This is a genomic window from Sinorhizobium medicae, assembly GCF_007827695.1.
GTDB lineage: Bacteria > Pseudomonadota > Alphaproteobacteria > Rhizobiales > Rhizobiaceae > Sinorhizobium > Sinorhizobium medicae.
Window position 1 is genome coordinate 1 of the sequence record NZ_VITA01000040.1, and the last position, 18,935, is coordinate 18,935.

16 protein-coding genes and 1 tRNA gene are annotated in these 18,935 nt (G+C 59.3%); 1 reads left to right on the plus strand and 16 read right to left on the minus strand.

The window, feature by feature from the left end; all coding sequences use genetic code 11:
• From FB009_RS31425 to rpsL, 4 genes are all read right to left on the minus strand, one after another.
• The coding region (locus FB009_RS31425; RefSeq protein ID WP_018010120.1) for a GTP-binding protein at positions 1–95 on the minus strand (95 nt) is incomplete at its 3' end.
• A gap of 71 nt (positions 96–166) precedes the next feature.
• Positions 167–2,266: an elongation factor G gene (gene fusA, locus FB009_RS31430; protein WP_011975170.1), complete on the minus strand. Its 2,100-nt coding sequence runs from the start codon at positions 2,264–2,266 to the stop codon at positions 167–169.
• 29 nt (positions 2,267–2,295) lie between these two features.
• Complete coding sequence (gene rpsG, locus FB009_RS31435; protein ID WP_011975169.1) at positions 2,296–2,766, minus strand: 30S ribosomal protein S7; 471 nt, start codon at positions 2,764–2,766, stop codon at positions 2,296–2,298.
• Between the two features lie 57 nt (positions 2,767–2,823).
• The gene (rpsL, locus tag FB009_RS31440; RefSeq protein WP_003507760.1) at positions 2,824–3,195 is read right to left on the minus strand and encodes a 30S ribosomal protein S12; all 372 of its coding nucleotides are present in this window, start codon (positions 3,193–3,195) and stop codon (positions 2,824–2,826) included.
• 699 nt (positions 3,196–3,894) lie between these two features.
• Here rpsL and FB009_RS31445 point away from each other — a divergent pair.
• Complete coding sequence (locus FB009_RS31445; RefSeq protein ID WP_011975168.1) at positions 3,895–4,191, plus strand: hypothetical protein; 297 nt, start codon at positions 3,895–3,897, stop codon at positions 4,189–4,191.
• A gap of 100 nt (positions 4,192–4,291) precedes the next feature.
• Here the strand turns inward: FB009_RS31445 and rpoC are convergent, their stop codons facing one another.
• The 12 genes from rpoC to FB009_RS31510 form a co-directional block, all read right to left on the minus strand.
• Positions 4,292–8,497 carry a DNA-directed RNA polymerase subunit beta' gene (rpoC, locus tag FB009_RS31450; protein WP_011975167.1) on the minus strand — a complete coding sequence of 1,402 codons (4,206 nt, stop codon included), beginning with the start codon at positions 8,495–8,497 and terminating at the stop codon, positions 4,292–4,294.
• A gap of 183 nt (positions 8,498–8,680) precedes the next feature.
• Positions 8,681–12,823, minus strand: coding sequence for a DNA-directed RNA polymerase subunit beta (gene rpoB / locus FB009_RS31455; protein WP_011975166.1), 4,143 nt, complete (start codon positions 12,821–12,823; stop codon positions 8,681–8,683).
• A gap of 264 nt (positions 12,824–13,087) precedes the next feature.
• A complete protein-coding gene (rplL, locus tag FB009_RS31460; RefSeq protein WP_011975165.1) occupies positions 13,088–13,465 on the minus strand; it encodes a 50S ribosomal protein L7/L12 in 378 nt (125 codons plus the stop codon).
• A gap of 58 nt (positions 13,466–13,523) precedes the next feature.
• Positions 13,524–14,042 (minus strand): 50S ribosomal protein L10, encoded by a 519-nt coding sequence (gene rplJ, locus FB009_RS31465; protein ID WP_024312510.1) that lies wholly within the window; start codon positions 14,040–14,042, stop codon positions 13,524–13,526.
• Between the two features lie 333 nt (positions 14,043–14,375).
• Positions 14,376–15,074: a 50S ribosomal protein L1 gene (rplA, locus tag FB009_RS31475; RefSeq protein WP_011975163.1), complete on the minus strand. Its 699-nt coding sequence runs from the start codon at positions 15,072–15,074 to the stop codon at positions 14,376–14,378.
• Positions 15,075–15,078: 4 nt separating this feature from the next.
• A complete protein-coding gene (gene rplK / locus FB009_RS31480; protein WP_011975162.1) occupies positions 15,079–15,507 on the minus strand; it encodes a 50S ribosomal protein L11 in 429 nt (142 codons plus the stop codon).
• Positions 15,508–15,723: 216 nt separating this feature from the next.
• A complete protein-coding gene (gene nusG / locus FB009_RS31485) occupies positions 15,724–16,254 on the minus strand; it encodes a transcription termination/antitermination protein NusG (protein WP_011975161.1) in 531 nt (176 codons plus the stop codon).
• Between the two features lie 16 nt (positions 16,255–16,270).
• Complete coding sequence (secE, locus tag FB009_RS31490) at positions 16,271–16,471, minus strand: preprotein translocase subunit SecE (RefSeq protein ID WP_011975160.1); 201 nt, start codon at positions 16,469–16,471, stop codon at positions 16,271–16,273.
• A gap of 195 nt (positions 16,472–16,666) precedes the next feature.
• Positions 16,667–16,742 (minus strand) — tRNA-Trp (locus tag FB009_RS31495).
• A 161-nt stretch (positions 16,743–16,903) separates the two neighbouring features.
• On the minus strand, positions 16,904–17,797 hold the full coding sequence (locus tag FB009_RS31500; RefSeq protein ID WP_011975159.1) for an NAD-dependent epimerase/dehydratase family protein: 894 nt from the start codon (positions 17,795–17,797) through the stop codon (positions 16,904–16,906).
• A 100-nt stretch (positions 17,798–17,897) separates the two neighbouring features.
• Positions 17,898–18,563: a hypothetical protein gene (locus tag FB009_RS31505; protein WP_011975158.1), complete on the minus strand. Its 666-nt coding sequence runs from the start codon at positions 18,561–18,563 to the stop codon at positions 17,898–17,900.
• Positions 18,564–18,840: 277 nt separating this feature from the next.
• Positions 18,841–18,935 (minus strand): EF-Tu C-terminal domain-related protein (locus tag FB009_RS31510; protein WP_018010126.1); only part of this gene is annotated, 95 nt, incomplete at its 5' end.

Below are 18,935 nucleotides of genomic sequence, written 5' to 3' on the forward strand. Positions count from 1 at the left end.
ATCGCTGCCGTCAGCGACGTCTTGCCATGGTCAACGTGGCCAATCGTGCCAATGTTGACGTGCGGCTTATTGCGCTCAAATTTGCTCTTTGCCATTTCCGGCTCTCCGTTTCCTGTCCCCTAGAGGGGAAATCTTTTCATTCTGTTTCAGCGCGAGGCTATTCCGGTCACTTCTGACCGGAATACTTCGCCTGGATTTCCTGCGCGACGTTCGACGGAACCGGCGCGTAGTGATCGAACAGCATCGTGTATTGAGCGCGGCCCTGCGACATCGAGCGCAGGTTGTCCACGTACTTGAACATGTTCGCCAGCGGCACGTGGGCATTAATCACGACGGCGACGCCGCGTGCTTCCTGACCCTGGATCTGGCCGCGGCGAGAGTTCAAGTCACCGATCACGTCGCCGACGTAGTCTTCCGGCGTCACGACCTCGACCTTCATGATCGGCTCGAGGAGCTGAGCTCCGGCCTTCTTGGCCGCTTCACGGAAGCATGCACGGGACGCGATTTCGAAGGCCAGGACCGACGAGTCGACGTCGTGGAATGCACCGTCGATCAGCGTCGCCTTGACGCCGAGCATCGGGAAGCCGGCAAGCGGACCTGAAGAGAGCACGCTCTCGATACCCTTCTGAACGCCCGGGATGTATTCCTTCGGAACAGCACCACCGACGATCTTGGATTCGAACTTGAACTCTTCGCCTTCCGGGTTCGGTTCGAAGACGATCTTGACGCGTGCGAACTGGCCGGTACCACCGGACTGTTTCTTGTGCGTGTAATCTTCTTCGTGCTGACGCGTGATGGTCTCGCGATAGGCAACCTGCGGCGCGCCTACGGTTGCTTCGACCTTGAACTCACGACGCATACGGTCAACCAGAATGTCGAGATGGAGCTCGCCCATGCCGGCAATGATCGTCTGACCGGATTCTTCGTCGGTCTTGACGCGGAAGGACGGGTCCTCAGCAGCCAGGCGGTTGAGCGCGAGGCCCATCTTTTCCTGGTCGCCCTTGGTCTTCGGCTCGATAGCGATCTGGATAACCGGCTCCGGGAATTCCATGCGCTCGAGAATGACCTGCTTCAGCGGATCGCAGAGCGTATCGCCGGTGGTCGTTTCCTTAAGACCGGCCAGAGCAACGATGTCGCCGGCGAAGGCTTCTTCGATGTCTTCACGCGAATTCGAGTGCATCTGCAGCATGCGGCCGACGCGCTCGCGCTTTTCCTTGACGGTGTTCATGACCGACGTGCCCTTTTCGAGCTTGCCGGAATAGATGCGCGCAAAGGTCAGCGAACCGACGAAGGGGTCGTTCATGATCTTGAAGGCCAGCATCGAAAGCGGCTCTTCGTCCGAAGCATGACGCTCGATTTCCGCCTCGGTCTTGACGTCGATGCCCTTGATCGCCGGGATGTCCACCGGAGACGGAAGGTAATCGACAACAGCGTCGAGGAGCGGCTGAACACCCTTGTTCTTGAACGCGGTACCGCAGAACATCGGGTGGAACTTCACGTCGATCGTGCCGCGACGGACGAGCGCGCGAATCTGTTCGTTGTCCGGATACTGCCCCTCGAGATAGGCTTCCATCGCCGCTTCGTCGATCTCGACAACCGTCTCGATCAGCTTTTCGCGGTATTCTTCAGCCTTTTCCTTCAGGTCGTCCGGAATCTCGACGACATCCCACTGGGCGCCGAGCGATTCGTCGCGCCAGATCAGAGCATTCATTTCGATCAGATCGACAACGCCCTTGAAGTCGCTTTCAGCGCCGATCGGCAGCTGCATGACGACTGCCGTCGCACCGAGGCGCGTCTTGATCATCTCGACCGAGCGGTAGAAGTCCGCACCGGTCTTGTCCATCTTGTTGCAGAAGATCATACGCGGAACATTGTACTTCTCAGCCTGGCGCCAGACGGTTTCCGTCTGCGGCTCTACGCCGGCGTTGGCGTCGAGAAGCGCGATCGCGCCATCGAGAACGCGCAGCGAACGTTCGACTTCGATGGTGAAGTCGACGTGGCCGGGCGTGTCGATGATGTTGAAGCGACGCGACTTGCCGTCGCGACCCTTCCAGAAAGTCGTCGTGGCAGCAGACGTGATCGTGATGCCGCGCTCCTGCTCCTGCTCCATCCAGTCCATGGTTGCGGCGCCGTCATGAACTTCGCCGATCTTGTGGGACTTGCCGGTGTAGTAGAGGATACGCTCGGTCGTCGTGGTCTTGCCGGCGTCAATATGCGCCATGATACCGAAATTTCGGTAGTCTTCGATTTTATATTCGCGAGCCATGAGAGACTGCCTTTCGAAACCAGTTCGGATTACCAACGGTAGTGCGAGAACGCACGGTTGGCATCAGCCATCTTGTGGGTGTCTTCACGCTTCTTGACTGCGCTGCCGCGGTTGTTCGCTGCGTCCATGAGTTCGCCGCAGAGGCGATCGACCATGGTCGTTTCATTGCGCTTACGGGCAGCCGCGATCAGCCAGCGGATAGCGAGAGCCTGGCGGCGCTCCGGACGAACATCGACCGGAACCTGGTAGGTAGCACCACCGACGCGGCGGGAACGCACTTCCACATGCGGAGCGATGTTGTCGAGCGCGGAATGGAACACGGTGACCGGCTCCTGCTTCAGCTTCGACTGGACCGCATCGAACGCACCATAGACGATGCTTTCCGCTACGGACTTTTTGCCGTGCAGCATGATTGCGTTCATGAACTTCGTGACAACCAGATCACCGAACTTCGGATCCGGGTTGATCTCACGCTTTTCTGCTCTGTGACGTCGGGACATACTTCTCGTCTCTCAACTTTAAATCTTATGACCAGCGAAATGGCGCCGGTTGCGATATTATTTCGGACGCTTCGCGCCATACTTGGAGCGGCGCTGTTTGCGGTTCTTAACACCCTGCGTATCGAGAACGCCGCGGATGATGTGGTAACGGACACCCGGAAGGTCCTTCACGCGGCCGCCGCGGATCATGACGACGGAGTGCTCCTGAAGGTTATGGCCTTCACCGGGAATGTAGCCGATCACTTCGAAGCCGTTGGTCAGGCGGATCTTGGCGACCTTACGGAGAGCCGAGTTCGGCTTCTTCGGGGTCGTCGTGTAGACGCGGGTGCAAACGCCGCGCTTCTGCGGGTTTTCCTGCAGCGCAGGAACCTTGTTGCGCTTTACCTGTGCCTGACGCGGCTTGCGGATCAGCTGGTTTACGGTAGGCATCTAACCATCCCTTACAAAAAACTTGTCTCGTTACCCTTTCGGGCGGATCGCTTGCCGTCGCCGGCAACAACGAACGCCTATGAAATGCGCAAAATGAGGGCCGATCCGCTTTTCCGCAGATGGCCCCACAAAAAGCAGAGGACGCACCATTTCGCGCGTCTTGCGTGCAGCATTATGTCGTCAGCGTGCGTTTTGAACCTTGTTTGAGGCGAACTCCAGAACGTGTCGTTCCGAACCAGCCAGCCTCACATGGGCTCTGATGCGGCGGGGTGTACTGATTTCAGGGCCATTCGTCAAGGGCGATTCAGAAAATATAGAGCCACGCAGCCCTGATATGCCCGAGAAACAAGGCTTTGCACGCCTCGCCTGTCCTCGGGACCGGCCGGAAGGCAACTCCCATATGCGGATAGTCATCCGGCCTTGAGGAATCAGCAACTTCTTTCTGCCGTTTTCCACGACGGCGAGTCGGCTACGGCCGCGGTCTTACCGGTCCACGCCATCCCCCAGACAAATAAATCGCATCATCAGCCTGATTCCTGGAACGGGTTCCGATCTGGCGCAATATGCAGTAGAGCAGGATGAGGCAAAGTGTATCCGGTTTCCCCGCATCCCTCGTCTCAGCGCCACTGAATGCTTCCTTTAACCGTGGTCGATTGAAGGACGCGATTGCCTATACTAATTTTCGAAGAGGATGTTTCCATGTCTGTCACCCCGGATAACGACAATGCGCCCGACGAACCGCTGATATTCATCGTCATCGGCAAGGCCTATGAAACCGACGGCGACAAAGAGGGCGTCGACATCCATGTAATGCTCCGTGCACCGGATGATGATACGGCCGTGCGCGAGGCGTTGAACGCGCTCGCCGAGGAGGGCTTCCTTGAAGCCGATCTCGACCAGATCGGCACCTTGAACGGCATGCCGGAAGAGGAGCCGCATGCGTCCGCATATCAGGGGGCACTGGAGGGCGAAGTCGCGATCATCCGCTTCAGTTGAGCAGGCCGTGCTTCCAGAAGTGCTCAGAAAATAGCCGCCCGGATCGCTCCGGGCGGCTTTATCGTTTCACCGGGAAGGGCAGTCACCCTTCCCTTCCCGCTTACTCCGCGGCAGCGGGGTCGTTTGCCATTGCCGCGAGCATGGGCGTGGCGCTTTCCGCACCCGTTCCCTTGCGGCGCTCTTCGAGGATCAACTCGTCGCGGGCCGTGGCGATACGGCGGATCTGAGTCATCGTGCCGCCGGTACCGGCCGGGATAAGGCGACCGACGATGACGTTCTCCTTGAGACCCTGCAGGTTGTCCGTCTTGCCTGCGACCGCTGCTTCGGTGAGGACCTTGGTGGTCTCCTGGAACGAAGCGGCCGAGATGAAGGACGGCGTCTGCAGCGATGCCTTGGTTATGCCGAGCAGGACCGGATCGCCAAAGGCGGGCTTCTTGCCTTCGGCAATCAGGCTGTCATTGACATCTTCCAGCTCGATGCGATCGACATTGTCGCCGACGATATAGGTCGAGTCACCGGCGTCGGTGATTTCCACCTTCTGCAGCATCTGCCGGACGATCACCTCGATGTGCTTGTCGTTGATGACAACGCCCTGCAGTCGATAGACTTCCTGGATCTCGTTCACGAGATAGGAAGCAAGTGCTTCCACGCCCTTGATCGCCAGAATGTCATGCGGTGCCGGGTTACCATCGAGGATGTAATCGCCCTTTTCGATGTAGTCGCCATCCTGAAGATGGAAGGGCTTGCCCTTCGGGATCAGGTATTCGACCGGCTCGACACCATCTTCCGCCGGCTCGATCATGACGCGACGCTTGTTCTTGTAATCGCGGCCGAAACGGATCGTACCATCGATCTCCGCGATGATGGCGTGATCCTTCGGACGGCGCGCCTCGAACAATTCGGCAACACGCGGCAGACCACCGGTGATGTCCTTGGTCTTGGCGCTTTCGAGCGGCGAACGGGCAAGAACGTCACCCTGGCTCACCTTCTGCCCCGGTTCGACGGAAAGGATCGCGTCGACCGAGAGCATGAAGCGGGCTTCGCCGCCGCGGGCAAGCTTGGCGATATTGCCGTTCTTGTCCTTGATGACGATCGCAGGCTTAAGGTCGGTACCACGCGGCGTCGAACGCCAGTCGATGACCTGACGCTTGGTGATGCCGGTCGACTCGTCCGTCGATTCCAGAACCGAGATGCCATCAACCACGTCTTCGAAGTGAACGGTACCTTCTACTTCCGTCATCATCGGACGGGTATAGGGATCCCACTCGGCGAAACGCTGACCGCGCCTCACCGTGTCGCCATCGTCGACGAAGATCTTCGAGCCATAGGCGACGCGCTGCGAGGAGCGCTCGACACCGCGTTCGTCGAGGATCTGGATCGCCATGTTGCGCCCCATGGCAACGAGCACGCCATCGGAGTTGCGCAGCATGTTGCGGTTCTTGATCTGGACCGTGCCTTCATAGGAGGCTTCCAGGAACGACTGGTCGACCACGGTTGCCGTACCGCCAAGGTGGAACGTACGCATGGTAAGCTGCGTGCCCGGCTCGCCGATCGACTGGGCGGCGATGACGCCGACTGCCTCGCCCATGTTGACGGGCGTACCGCGCGCAAGGTCGCGGCCGTAGCAGACGCCGCAAACACCGGTCTGGATTTCGCAGGTCAGTGCCGACCGAATCCGAACCGACTGAATCCCAGCCTTTTCGATCGCAACGACATCCGGCTCGAGGATCATCCGGCCGGCATCGACGATGCGTTCGCCGGTGACCGGGTTGTCGATGTTGTCGAGCGCCGTACGGCCAAGGATACGCTGGCCGATGGAGGCAACGACCTGACCGGCATCGACGATCGCAGTCATGGTGAGGCCCTTGTCGGTGCCGCAATCCGTGTGCGTGACGATGCAGTCCTGCGCCACGTCGACGAGACGACGGGTCAGGTAACCGGAGTTCGCAGTTTTCAAGGCGGTGTCGGCGAGACCCTTACGGGCACCGTGCGTCGAGTTGAAGTACTCGTTCACGGTCAGGCCTTCCTTGAAGTTCGAGATGATCGGAGTTTCGATGATCTCGCCCGACGGCTTCGCCATGAGGCCGCGCATGCCGCCCAGCTGACGCATCTGGTTCGGCGAACCACGGGCGCCCGAGTGGGACATCATATAGATCGAGTTCATCGGCTTCTGGCGGCCGCTGTCGTCGAATTCGACGGCCTTGATGCGCGCCATCATCTCTTCGGCGACCTTTTCGGTCGCCTTGCCCCAGGCGTCGACCACCTTGTTGTACTTTTCGCCCTGGGTGATGAGGCCGTCATTGTACTGCTGCTCGTATTCCTTCACGAGCGCTTCGGTATCGCCGACGATCTTCACCTTCGTGTCCGGAATCACCATGTCGTCCTTGCCGAACGAAATGCCGGCACGGCAGGCATGCGAGAAGCCGAGCTGCATGATCCTGTCGCAGAAGATGACCGTGTCCTTCTGACCGCAATGGCGATAGACCGTGTCGATCATCTTGGAGATGTTCTTCTTGGTCATTTCCTGGTTGCAGGTTTCGAAGGGGACGTTCGGATTCTTCGGCAGGAGCTCGCCGATGATCATCCGGCCAGGCGTCGTTTCGTAGATTTTCGAAACCGGATTGCCTTCGGCGTCGACGGTCTTGTAGCGGCCGCGGATCTTGGCATGCAGGGTTACGGCCTTGGTCTCCAGCGCATGGTGCAGTTCGCCCATGTCGGAAAACGCCATGCCTTCGCCCGGCTCGTTCTGGTTCATGATCGAGAGGTAGTAGAGACCAAGCACCATGTCCTGCGACGGCACGATGATCGGAGCACCGTTTGCAGGATGCAGGATGTTGTTCGTCGACATCATCAGCACGCGTGCTTCGAGCTGCGCTTCAAGCGAGAGCGGCACGTGAACGGCCATCTGGTCACCGTCGAAGTCGGCGTTGAAGGCCGTGCAGACGAGCGGGTGCAGCTGAATGGCCTTGCCTTCGACCAGGATCGGTTCGAAGGCCTGGATGCCCAGGCGGTGCAGGGTCGGCGCGCGGTTCAGAAGGACCGGATGCTCGCGGATGACCTCGTCGAGGATATCCCAGACTTCCGGCTTTTCCTTTTCGACCAGCTTCTTGGCCTGCTTGACGGTCGAGGAATAACCCTTGGCGTCGAGACGCGCATAGATGAAGGGCTTGAAGAGCTCGAGCGCCATTTTCTTCGGCAGGCCGCACTGATGCAGCTTGAGTTCCGGCCCGGTCACGATGACCGAACGGCCGGAATAGTCGACGCGCTTGCCGAGCAGGTTCTGACGGAAGCGCCCCTGCTTGCCCTTGAGCATGTCGGAGAGCGACTTCAGCGGACGCTTGTTGGCACCCGTGATGACGCGACCGCGACGGCCGTTGTCGAACAGCGCATCCACCGATTCCTGCAGCATCCGCTTTTCGTTGCGGATGATGATGCCCGGCGCACGCAGTTCGATCAGCCGCTTCAGGCGGTTGTTACGGTTGATGACGCGGCGATAGAGATCGTTGAGATCCGACGTGGCGAAACGGCCGCCGTCGAGCGGAACGAGCGGACGCAGGTCCGGCGGAATAACCGGAACGACCTTCATGATCATCCATTCCGGACGATTGCCCGACTCCATGAAGTTCTCGACGATCTTCAGCCGCTTCATCAGCTTCTTCTGCTTCAGATCAGACGTCGTCTCAGCCATTTCAGAACGCAGGTCGCCCGCGATCTTCTCGAGATTCATCGATGCGAGCATCTCGTAGATCGCTTCGGCGCCGATCATGGCGGTGAACTGGTCCTCACCGAACTCGTCGACCGCGATCATGTATTCTTCTTCGCTCAGGAGCTGATTTTCCTTGAGCGACGTCAGACCCGGCTCGGTGACGATGTAGTTCTCGAAATAGAGGACGCGCTCGATATCCTTGAGCGTCATGTCGAGCAGCGTCGAGATGCGGCTCGGCAGCGACTTGAGGAACCAGATGTGAGCAACGGGCGCGGCGAGCTCGATATGGCCCATGCGCTCGCGCCGAACGCGCGACAGCGTGACTTCGACGCCGCACTTTTCGCAGATGATGCCCTTGTACTTCATGCGCTTGTACTTGCCGCACAGGCACTCATAGTCCTTGATCGGACCAAAAATGCGGGCGCAGAAAAGACCGTCGCGTTCCGGCTTGAAGGTGCGGTAGTTGATCGTCTCCGGCTTCTTGATCTCACCGTAAGACCAGGAAAGAATCTTCTCCGGGGACGCAATCGAGATCCGGATGGAATCGAAGGTCTGTGCAGGCACCTGCGGATTGAAAAGATTCATGACCTCTTGGTTCATGCCTGTCTCCTTTGGGGCATTAAGCCCTGAGCTTGGCGAGGGTGCCGGCAATCCCGGGCGCCGGCCCCTGCCCAATAAACAGCTAAAACCGCATCGGGTGCGGCCCCTGTTCCTGCCGCGGACAATCAGATGCCCGACGGCGGAAACGGTGCGCGCCGCTGAGCGGCACGCACCTCATGTCTCTTATTCGGCCGCGTCAGGCAGCTGCGCACTGGCACCGACTTCGTCGACCTTGGAGTTTTCCAGCTCGACCGAAAGGCCCAGCGAGCGCATTTCCTTGACGAGAACGTTGAAGCTCTCCGGAATGCCCGCTTCGAAGGTGTCGTCGCCACGGACGATAGCTTCATAGACCTTGGTGCGGCCGGCCACGTCATCCGACTTGACCGTCAGCATCTCCTGCAGCGTGTAGGCGGCGCCATAGGCTTCCAGCGCCCAGACCTCCATCTCGCCGAAGCGCTGACCGCCGAACTGCGCCTTGCCGCCCAGCGGCTGCTGGGTAACGAGCGAATACGGTCCGATCGAACGGGCGTGGATCTTGTCGTCGACCAGGTGGTTGAGCTTCAGCATGTAGATGTAGCCCACGGTCACCTGACGGTCGAACGTCTCGCCGGTACGGCCGTCATAGAGCGTCGACTGGCCGGTTACCTTGAGGCCGGCCTGCTCGAGCATCTCGTTGACGTCGGCCTCGACTGCACCGTCGAAGACCGGCGTTGCGATCGATACGCCGCGACGGGTCTGCTCGGCCAGCCGTACGATCGACTCATCGTCGTACTGCTTGATCGGCTCGCCCTTCGGACCGGATCCGATGACGCTGTCGATGGTGTCGCGCAGCGGCTGAATGTCAGCGCCCGCCTTATACGCATCGAGCATCGCTCCGATCTTCTTGCCCATGCCGGCGCAAGCCCAGCCGAGATGGGTCTCGAGAATCTGGCCGACATTCATGCGCGAAGGCACGCCGAGCGGGTTCAGCACCACGTCGACATGCGTGCCGTCCTCCAGGAACGGCATGTCTTCGATCGGCACGATGCGCGACACGACACCCTTGTTGCCGTGACGGCCGGCCATCTTGTCGCCCGGCTGGATCTTGCGCTTCACAGCGACGAAGACCTTGACCATCTTCATGACGCCAGGAGGCATTTCGTCGCCACGCTGGACCTTCTCGACCTTGTCCATGAAGCGCTGTTCAAGACGCGACTTGGATTCGTCGTACTGACCGCGGAGCGCTTCGATCTCGCCCTGCGCCTTTTCGTCCTCGATGGCGAACATCCACCACTGCGAGCGGGGATATTCGCTGATCACGGCATTCGAAAGCTCGGTGCCCTTCTTGAAGCCCTTCGGACCGGCAACCGCCACGTGACCGCGCAACATGTCGACCAGACGCGCATAGACGTTACGATCCAGGATCGCCTGTTCGTCGTCGCGGTCCTTGGCGAGGCGTTCGATTTCCTCGCGCTCGATGGCCATCGCGCGCTCGTCTTTCTCCACGCCATGACGATTGAAGACGCGAACTTCGACGACCGTACCGAACGTGCCCGGAGGCATGCGCATGGAGGTATCACGAACATCCGACGCCTTCTCACCGAAGATGGCGCGCAGAAGCTTTTCTTCCGGCGTCATTGGGCTTTCGCCCTTCGGCGTGATCTTGCCTACGAGAATGTCGCCCGGCTGAACTTCGGCGCCGATATAGACGATGCCGGCTTCGTCGAGGTTCTTCAGCGCTTCTTCCGAAACGTTCGGAATGTCACGGGTGATTTCTTCCGGACCAAGCTTGGTATCACGCGCCATCACCTCGAATTCTTCGATGTGGATGGACGTGAAGACGTCATCGCGCACGATCCGCTCGGAAAGCAGGATCGAATCTTCGTAGTTGTAGCCGTTCCAGGGCATGAACGCGACGAGCGCGTTGCGGCCGAGCGCCAGATCGCCGAGGTCCGTAGACGGACCATCCGCGATGATGTCGCCCTTGTTCAGAACGTCACCGACGGTGACCAGCGGGCGCTGGTTGACGCAGGTGTTCTGGTTGGAGCGCTGGAACTTCTGCAGGCGGTAGATATCGACGCCGGACTTGGACGGATCCAGGTCCTCGGTGGCGCGGATAACGATACGCGTCGCGTCTACCTGATCCACGATACCGCCGCGGCGCGCAGCGATAGCAGCACCGGAGTCACGCGCGACGACCGGCTCCATGCCTGTGCCGACGAAGGGTGCCTCCGCACGCAGCAACGGCACGGCCTGACGCTGCATGTTCGAACCCATCAGCGCGCGGTTGGCGTCATCGTTCTCGAGGAACGGAATGAGCGCGGCCGCGACGGAGACGAGCTGCTTCGGCGAAACGTCCATCAGGTTGATATTGTCGCGCGGCGCCAGCATGACTTCGCCGGCGTGGCGGCAAACGACGAACTCTTCCGAGAAGGAGCCGTCTTCGTCCAGCACCGAGTTCGCTTGCGCAACGTGATACTTGGCTTCTTCCATCGCCGAGAGATAGACGACGTCGCTGGTCACCTTGCCGTCGACGATCTTACGGTAAGGGCTTTCGATGAAGCCATACTTGTTGACGCGGGCAAATGTCGCAAGCGAGTTGATCAGACCGATGTTCGGGCCTTCCGGCGTTTCGATCGGGCAGATACGGCCATAATGCGTCGGATGCACGTCGCGAACTTCGAAGCCGGCGCGTTCACGGGTAAGACCGCCAGGACCCAGTGCCGAAAGGCGGCGCTTGTGGGTGATTTCCGAGAGCGGGTTCACCTGGTCCATGAACTGCGAAAGCTGAGACGAGCCGAAGAATTCACGCACCGCGGCGGCAGCCGGCTTCGCGTTGATGAGGTCTTGCGGCATCACTGTGTCGATCTCGATCGAGGACATGCGCTCCTTGATCGCACGTTCCATGCGCAGCAGACCCAGCCGATACTGGTTCTCCATCAACTCGCCCACCGACCGGACGCGGCGGTTGCCGAGGTTGTCGATGTCGTCGATCTCGCCCTTGCCGTCACGCAGTTCGACGAGCATCTTGACGACGGCCAGGATATCTTCCTTGCGCAGCGTGCGAACCGTATCCGGAACATCCAGATCAAGACGCATGTTCATCTTGACGCGGCCGACGGCCGAAAGGTCGTAGCGCTCGGCATCGAAGAAGAGCGCATTGAACATGGCTTCGGCCGAATCCATCGTCGGCGGCTCACCCGGACGCATGACGCGGTAGATATCGAACAGCGCGTCCTGTCGGTTTTCGTTCTTGTCGGCCGCAAGCGTATTGCGGATATAGGCGCCGATATTGATGTGGTCTATGTCGAGAACCGGGATCTCGTCGAACCCGGCGGAAAGGATGACCGGAAGCGTCTTCTCGTCGATTTCGTCGCCGGCTTCCAGGTAGATTTCACCTGTCTCGAAGTTGACCACATCCTCGGCGAGGTAGTTGCCGTAAAGATCATCATCAGTCGCCTTGAGGGCCTTCAGGCCCTTGTCCTGCAACTGACGAAGCAGGCGCGGCGTCAGCTTCTTGCCGCCTTCGACGACCACTTCGCCGGTATCGGCGTCGATCAGGTCTGCCAAGGCCTTCTGGCCCTTGAGCGCGTCAGGCTGGAACGGAACGCGCCAGCCCTCGCCGTCGCGCTGGTAGAGCGACTTCGTATAGAAGGTGTCGAGAATCTCTTCGCCGTCCATTCCGAGCGCCATCAGAAGCGACGTCACCGGGATCTTGCGGCGGCGGTCGATGCGCGCATGGACGATGTCCTTCGCATCGAATTCGATATCGAGCCACGAACCACGATAGGGGATCACGCGGGCGGCAAAGAGCAGTTTGCCGGACGAGTGGCTCTTGCCCTTGTCATGATCGAAAAAGACACCTGGCGAACGGTGCATCTGCGAGACGATGACGCGCTCGGTGCCGTTGACGATGAAGGTTCCGTTGTCCGTCATGAGCGGCATGTCGCCCATGTAGACGTTCTGTTCCTTGATGTCCTTGATGGACTTGGCGCCGGTGTCCTCGTCGATATCGAACACGATCAGGCGCAACGTGACCTTGAGAGGCGCCGCATAGGTCAGGTCGCGCTGACGGCACTCCTCGACGTCGAACTTGGGTGCCTCGAATTCGTAGGAAACGAATTCGAGCATCGAAGCGCCGGAGAAATCCTTTATCGGAAACACCGATTTGAAAACGGCTTGAAGCCCCTCGTCCGGCCGCCCGCCTTGGGGCTCGTCCACCATGAGGAACTGGTCGTAGGATGCCTTCTGAACCTCGATGAGGTTCGGCATCTCCGCGACTTCGGGAATTTTACCAAAAAACTTGCGTACGCGCCTACGACCGTTAAACGAAAGGGTCTGAGCCATCGTCGCTCCTTGTCAATCTTGCATCCGGGCCTGCAACGGACGGGAACCGATGGCCAGTCGGCCCCGTCAATCAATGGGTGGTTCAATCTCGTCCAGCTTTCGAAAGACGCCAGCGCGGAATGCTGTGCTGTCCTTCGATAGGGACCATCCTCTTGAAGAACCCATTACCCAAAAGCCGTTTTCGACAGGCTTTTGGGTAATATGTTCTAAAAACGGTCAAAGAGAGGCGGCCATAAAGGCCCCCTCCCTTCGCATGTCGTCGAATTACTTGACGTCGACCTTGGCGCCAGCGTCTTCGAGCTTCTTCTTGAGGTCAGCAGCTTCAGCCTTGGAAACAGCTTCCTTGACAGCCTTCGGAGCGCCTTCGACGAGATCCTTGGCTTCCTTGAGGCCGAGGCCGGTGATGGCGCGGACTTCCTTGATGACGTTGATCTTGTTCGCGCCTGCTTCGGTCAGGATGACGTCGAACTCGGTCTTTTCTTCCTCAACCGGAGCAGCAGCGGCAGCACCGCCGGCGGCAGCAACGGCTACCGGAGCAGCGGCAGAAACGCCCCACTTTTCTTCGAGAAGCTTGGAAAGCTCAGCAGCTTCCAGGACGGTCAACGAGGAGAGGTCTTCAACGATCTTTGCGAGATCAGCCATTTTACTTTTCCTTTTGTTCGGTTCGAACTGGTTCTAAATACAACAGCGAAATTCCGCCTCAGGCGGCTTCGTCCTTCTTGGCGTAGGCCGAGAACACGCGGGCAAGCTGGCTTGCCGGTGCTGCGACAACCGTCGCGACGCGGGTTGCCGGGGCATTGAGGAGGCCCAGCAGCTTCGCGCGCAGCTCATCGAGCGAAGGCAGGGTCGCGAGCGACTTGACACCTTCGGCGTTGAGCGTGGTTGCCCCCATGGCGCCGCCGAGTACAACGAGCTTGTCGTTGGTCTTGGCGAAATCCATGACGACCTTCGGAGCCGTTACGGGGTCTTCGCTGAAAGCGATCAGCGTCTGTCCCCTGAAGAGATCGGTCATCCCTTCAGACTCCGTGCCCTGAAGAGCGATCTTGGCCAGGCGGTTTTTCGCGACTCTGACGGTGCCGCCAGCAGCGCGCATCTTCGAACGGAAGTCGTTCATCTGCGCAACTGTGACACCAGCATAGTGGGCCACGACAACCGAACCGGAAGCCTTGAAGACTTCGTTCAGCTCCGTGACGAATTCGCGTTTTTCCGCTCTTTCCACTGTCTGTCTCCAGTTGGCAGGGTTGCTCATCGCAGCCCTGCCGGGTTTGCCTTTGTCACCCGGGATCATGCTCGATCCCAAGCAACGCTTGAGGATCCTGTCCCTTGGCGTTCCCGGGAGAGCCGGGTCTGACACAAGGCAAGCGAGGTTCGAACCGAATTTCGACGCGTACGCGTCTCCTTGAAATTCAGATCTTACCCGTCTCATGCGGGCACGGTGATTAAGGTAAAACCACCCGCAATCTCGGACAGGAATTCCGGGCGGGAAGCCCGGAAATTTCCGGCCCCGAAAGGCCGGAAATCACGTTAAGGACCGAGGTCCGTAAAATTTCTATCAGGCAGCGCTGATCGTCGCCGGATCGATCTTGAGACCGGGACCCATCGTCGAAGACACAGCCACGCGCTTGACGTAATTGCCCTTGGCGCCGGTCGGCTTCGCCTTGATCACCGCATCTGCAAAGGCACGGATATTCTCTTCGAGCGCCTTGGCGTCGAAGGATGCCTTGCCGATGCCGGCGTGAACGATACCGGCCTTCTCGACGCGGAACTCTACCGCACCGCCCTTCGAAGCCTTGACGGCTCCCGCGACGTCCATGGTAACCGTACCGACCTTCGGGTTCGGCATCATGCCACGGGGACCGAGAACCTTACCGAGACGACCGACAAGCGGCATCATGTCCGGGGTAGCGATGCAGCGATCGAAATCGATCTTGCCGCCCTGGACGATTTCGACGAGCTCTTCCGCACCCACGACGTCAGCGCCGGCAGCCTTGGCTTCGTCAGCCTTCGCGCCACGGGCAAAAACGGCGACACGGACCGAGCGGCCGGTGCCGTTCGGAAGGTTGACCACGCCGCGGACCATCTGGTCGGCATGACGCGGGTCGACGCCGAGGTTCATCGCGACTTCGATCGTCTCGTCGAACTTGGCCGTCGCACGCTCTTTGATCATCGTCACGGCTTCGGTGAGACCATAGAGCTTCGCAGGATCGACGCCCTCGCGGGACTTCTGTACACGCTTTGCAATCTTCGCCATGGTCTTAGCCCGTCACTTCCAGGCCCATGGAGCGGGCAGAGCCCTCGACCATTGCCATTGCGCCTTCGATATCGGCCGCATTGAGGTCCTTCATCTTGGCCTCTGCGATCGTGCGGATCTGAGCCTTGGAGATCGCGCCGGCTTTCGCCTTGCCCGGGGTCTTGGAGCCCGACTGGACTTTCGCTTCGCGCTTCAGGAAGTAGCTGACCGGCGGCTGCTTCATGACGAAGGTGAAGGACTTGTCCTGGAAATAGGTGATGACGACCGGAATCGGCATGCCCTTTTCCATTTCCTGCGTGGCGGCATTGAACGCCTTGCAGAATTCCATGATGTTAATGCCACGCTGACCAAGCGCAGGACCGATCGGCGGCGACGGATTTGCCGAACCGGCCTTTACCTGCAGCTTGAGCTGGCCTGCAACTTTCTTAGCCATTTCTCTCTGCCTTTCACTGCTCCTTCGCGGCAAATGCCGAAAAGAGAGCTCATCAGCCGGTTAACCCGGCCACTTGCCGATCAATCGATCGGCGGCTGCGGTTGCGTGGTGCGGATAGACCGACCCGGCTAAGACCGGAAACCTCCCACGCGATGCGGATCGCTCCGCCGAGCAGGCCGACGTTTCGACCTGCCCATCTCGTAAGCCAACGTTCTGTCAGACCTTCTCGACCTGGCCGTATTCCAGCTCGACAGGCGTCGCACGACCAAAGATCGATACCTCGACCTTCAAGCGCGACCGCTCTTCGTCGACATCCTGAACGATGCCGTTGAACGACGCGAAGGGGCCGTCGGACACGCGGACCTGCTCGCCGATCTCGAACGAGATCGAGGGCTTCGGGCGTTCGACGCCGTCCTGCACCTGACCAAGAATACGATCGGCCTCATGATCCGGAATGGGCACCGGCTTGCTGTCCGTTCCGAGAAAACCCGTCACTTTCGGCGTATTCTTGATAAGGTGATAGGCCTCATCGGTCAGGTCGGCGCGAACGAGCACGTAACCCGGAAAGAACTTCCGCTCCGCATCAACCTTACGTCCGCGACGGATCTCAACCACCTTTTCGGTCGGCACGAGGATTTTTTCGAAGAGGTGCGTCAGGCCCTTCTGCCTGGCCTTTTCTTCGATCGACTCGGCGACCTTCTTTTCAAAATTCGAATAGGCGTGAACAATATACCAGCGCGCAGCCATGCTACTCTCCACCCAATCAAGCGCCAACGTTGAGGATCAGGCTCATCACCCAACCCAGCAACTGGTCCGCACCAAAGAAAAAGGCGGCGGCAAAAGAGACCATGACGAAAACCATCAGCGTCGAGATCGTCGTCTCACGCCGTGAAGGCCAAGTCACTTTAGACGTTTCGGAGCGCACTTGCTGCAGAAACGTAAATGGATTCGTTTTGGATGCCATAAAATGCTCACGCCATTACGGCGCGTAAAGCCGACTTATCAGCCCCACGCACCGCGTGTCTGTTTGGACCCCTACATAAAGACCGATTGTGAAAACCACAAGAGCCAATCAGCCTTTTTTGCGAATATACAAAGACGGCCTTGCCGCCTCCCCCACGCAGCCCACCCGTATCGGGCACGGCCGCGACGAAGAGAATGGCAGGGGCAGAGGGGCTCGAACCCCCGACCTGCGGTTTTGGAGACCGCCGCTCTACCAACTGAGCTATACCCCTACAGCGTTGTGATGCAATCCGAACCGGCTGCATCCCAAGTCAGCGGCTTCATATTCAGTTTGCCGGACGCTTTCAAGCGCATTTGCAGCGAAAGACGAAAAACAATCAACAAAATTTCGGCGGCACCCGGCATTGGACGCCGAAACGGCGGCTGTGACGCGTCAGTCGTTCAGCCTCACATATCTCCGCCAGTCATGTTCTTCTTTGAATCCGAGAACCTCCCGGATCTTGCGATTGGAAAGCAGTCCCTCGAATTCGCCGACATCGCGTGTGAACGGAACATCGGGATAGAATTGTCTGGCCAGTTCGCGCGAAGGGGTGTTCGCCGAGACCGTGTCGTTAGCGGCATTGAATACCGCAAAGCCGAGACCATCGTTCTCTACACATAGTTTCACGATCTGCCCGAGGTCGCGGGCGTCGATATAGCTCCAGGCGATCCTTTTGCGGATTTCCGGATTGGCGAAATAATGCGGGAAGTTCTCATATTCGTGCGGCTCGATCACATTACCGATGCGCAATGCGTAGATATCGAAGCCGGAGCGCTCGGCGAAGGCTCTCGCCGTCTTCTCGTTCACCACCTTGGAGAGCCCGTAGGAATCCATCGGATTCACATCGTAGTCTTCCTCCAGCGGGAAATGATGGAAATCACGATGCCCCTCGGCGAAGCAGACGCCATAGGTCGTTTCGCTGGAAGCGACGATGATCTTCCGGATGCCGAGCTTCACGGCCGCCTCGATGACGTTGTAGGTGCCCATCACGTTGATCCGGAAGGTTTCGTTATCCGGCTTGATAAGTATGCGAGGGACTGCCGCGAAATGCACGACCGCATCAAAGGGCTGCGGCCCCTGATCGAGATCAGGAAAATCCCGGTGCATCGACAGTGCATTGAACATCTGGCCGCTATCCGTGATGTCGGCGATCAGATTGGTCACGCCCGGGCTGTCGAGCGGCACGAGATCGACATTGTGGACCTCGTAACCCGCCTCGACAAGATAGGGCACAGCGTGCCGCCCGGCCTTACCGGAGCCGCCGGTAAACAGGATCCGCTTCTTCATGATACCTCCCCGCAAAGATAGAGCGCTTTCAGAAAGACTGCGTAGCGGTCTTTCGTGCATTTGCGCAAGATGTGTCGAGCGAGCAGGCCCCGATGCCGGTTCACCACCTCATACTGTAACTGATGTCGAAAACGCTTCGGGGCTCCAGCAAAGGGTCGGCAACGGCTGCGCCGAGACGCAAATTGCCGAAATTCTGTTCCACGCCGATCCGGCTAACACCGCTGAGACCGCTGCTTGAAGCCTGGCTCTGCACCGTGAGCGATGTTCGGCTCACCGGAGACAACAGCTTGGCCGATTGGGTCAGCTTCGGTTCGCTGCACCTGCTTTCGTAAGCGTTGCACTGAAGCGCGATGCTCCTGTGCACCTCCGCATCGAGCGTCGGAGTGACAATCCAGCTGCGGGCGGTACCGGCACCGAAATTGCCGGTGCCCCGCAAGGCATTGTAGTCCACGCTGACTTGTGAGGATCGCCTGACCGCCCCTCGCCCGCTCTCGCGCGAAGCCATTCCCCAGAGACGGACCGGTGCGCCGGGCGGGCTGATCTTGCCCGTCCGGGTAGCGCCCATCGCAACCTCGGCACCGGCGGAAGTGTTCCACCGGCCCGTCCGGCGAACGCCAAGCCGGAGCTTATATGCGTTGGCTCCGGTCTTTGAGGGAGACCAGATCAGCGGCCGGTCATCGGCAGCCGATGCGAATTGCGGCGATTGCCCCGTGCAAATCAAAACGATGCCAGCCGCGGCAAGCCGCGCAAGAACACATTTTTTCATTGGATTCCGATCCTCGGTCGCAACCGTTGCCATCAGGCAAATCGTCAGGACTGGAAGATAGCACGGACCGACGGCAAGGTCCCGTGATAATCGGTCAACCCGCAGGGAACGATGCGAGCACTGTTGTAAACATCACACGCAGAAATGATCGGTTCCAAGGGGAGAGAGCGAGGTGCGGGCCGAATGCCGCGAACACATTTCCTCATCCCGCTCCGGCCTTGAAAGCAAAAACCCCGCGGTTGCCCGCGGGGTTTTCAACGTCCGGTTGGACCGGAATTTACTCGACGATGGAGGCGACGATGCCTGCGCCGACGGTACGGCCGCCTTCGCGGATAGCGAAGCGCAGCTTTTCTTCCATCGCGATCGGCACGA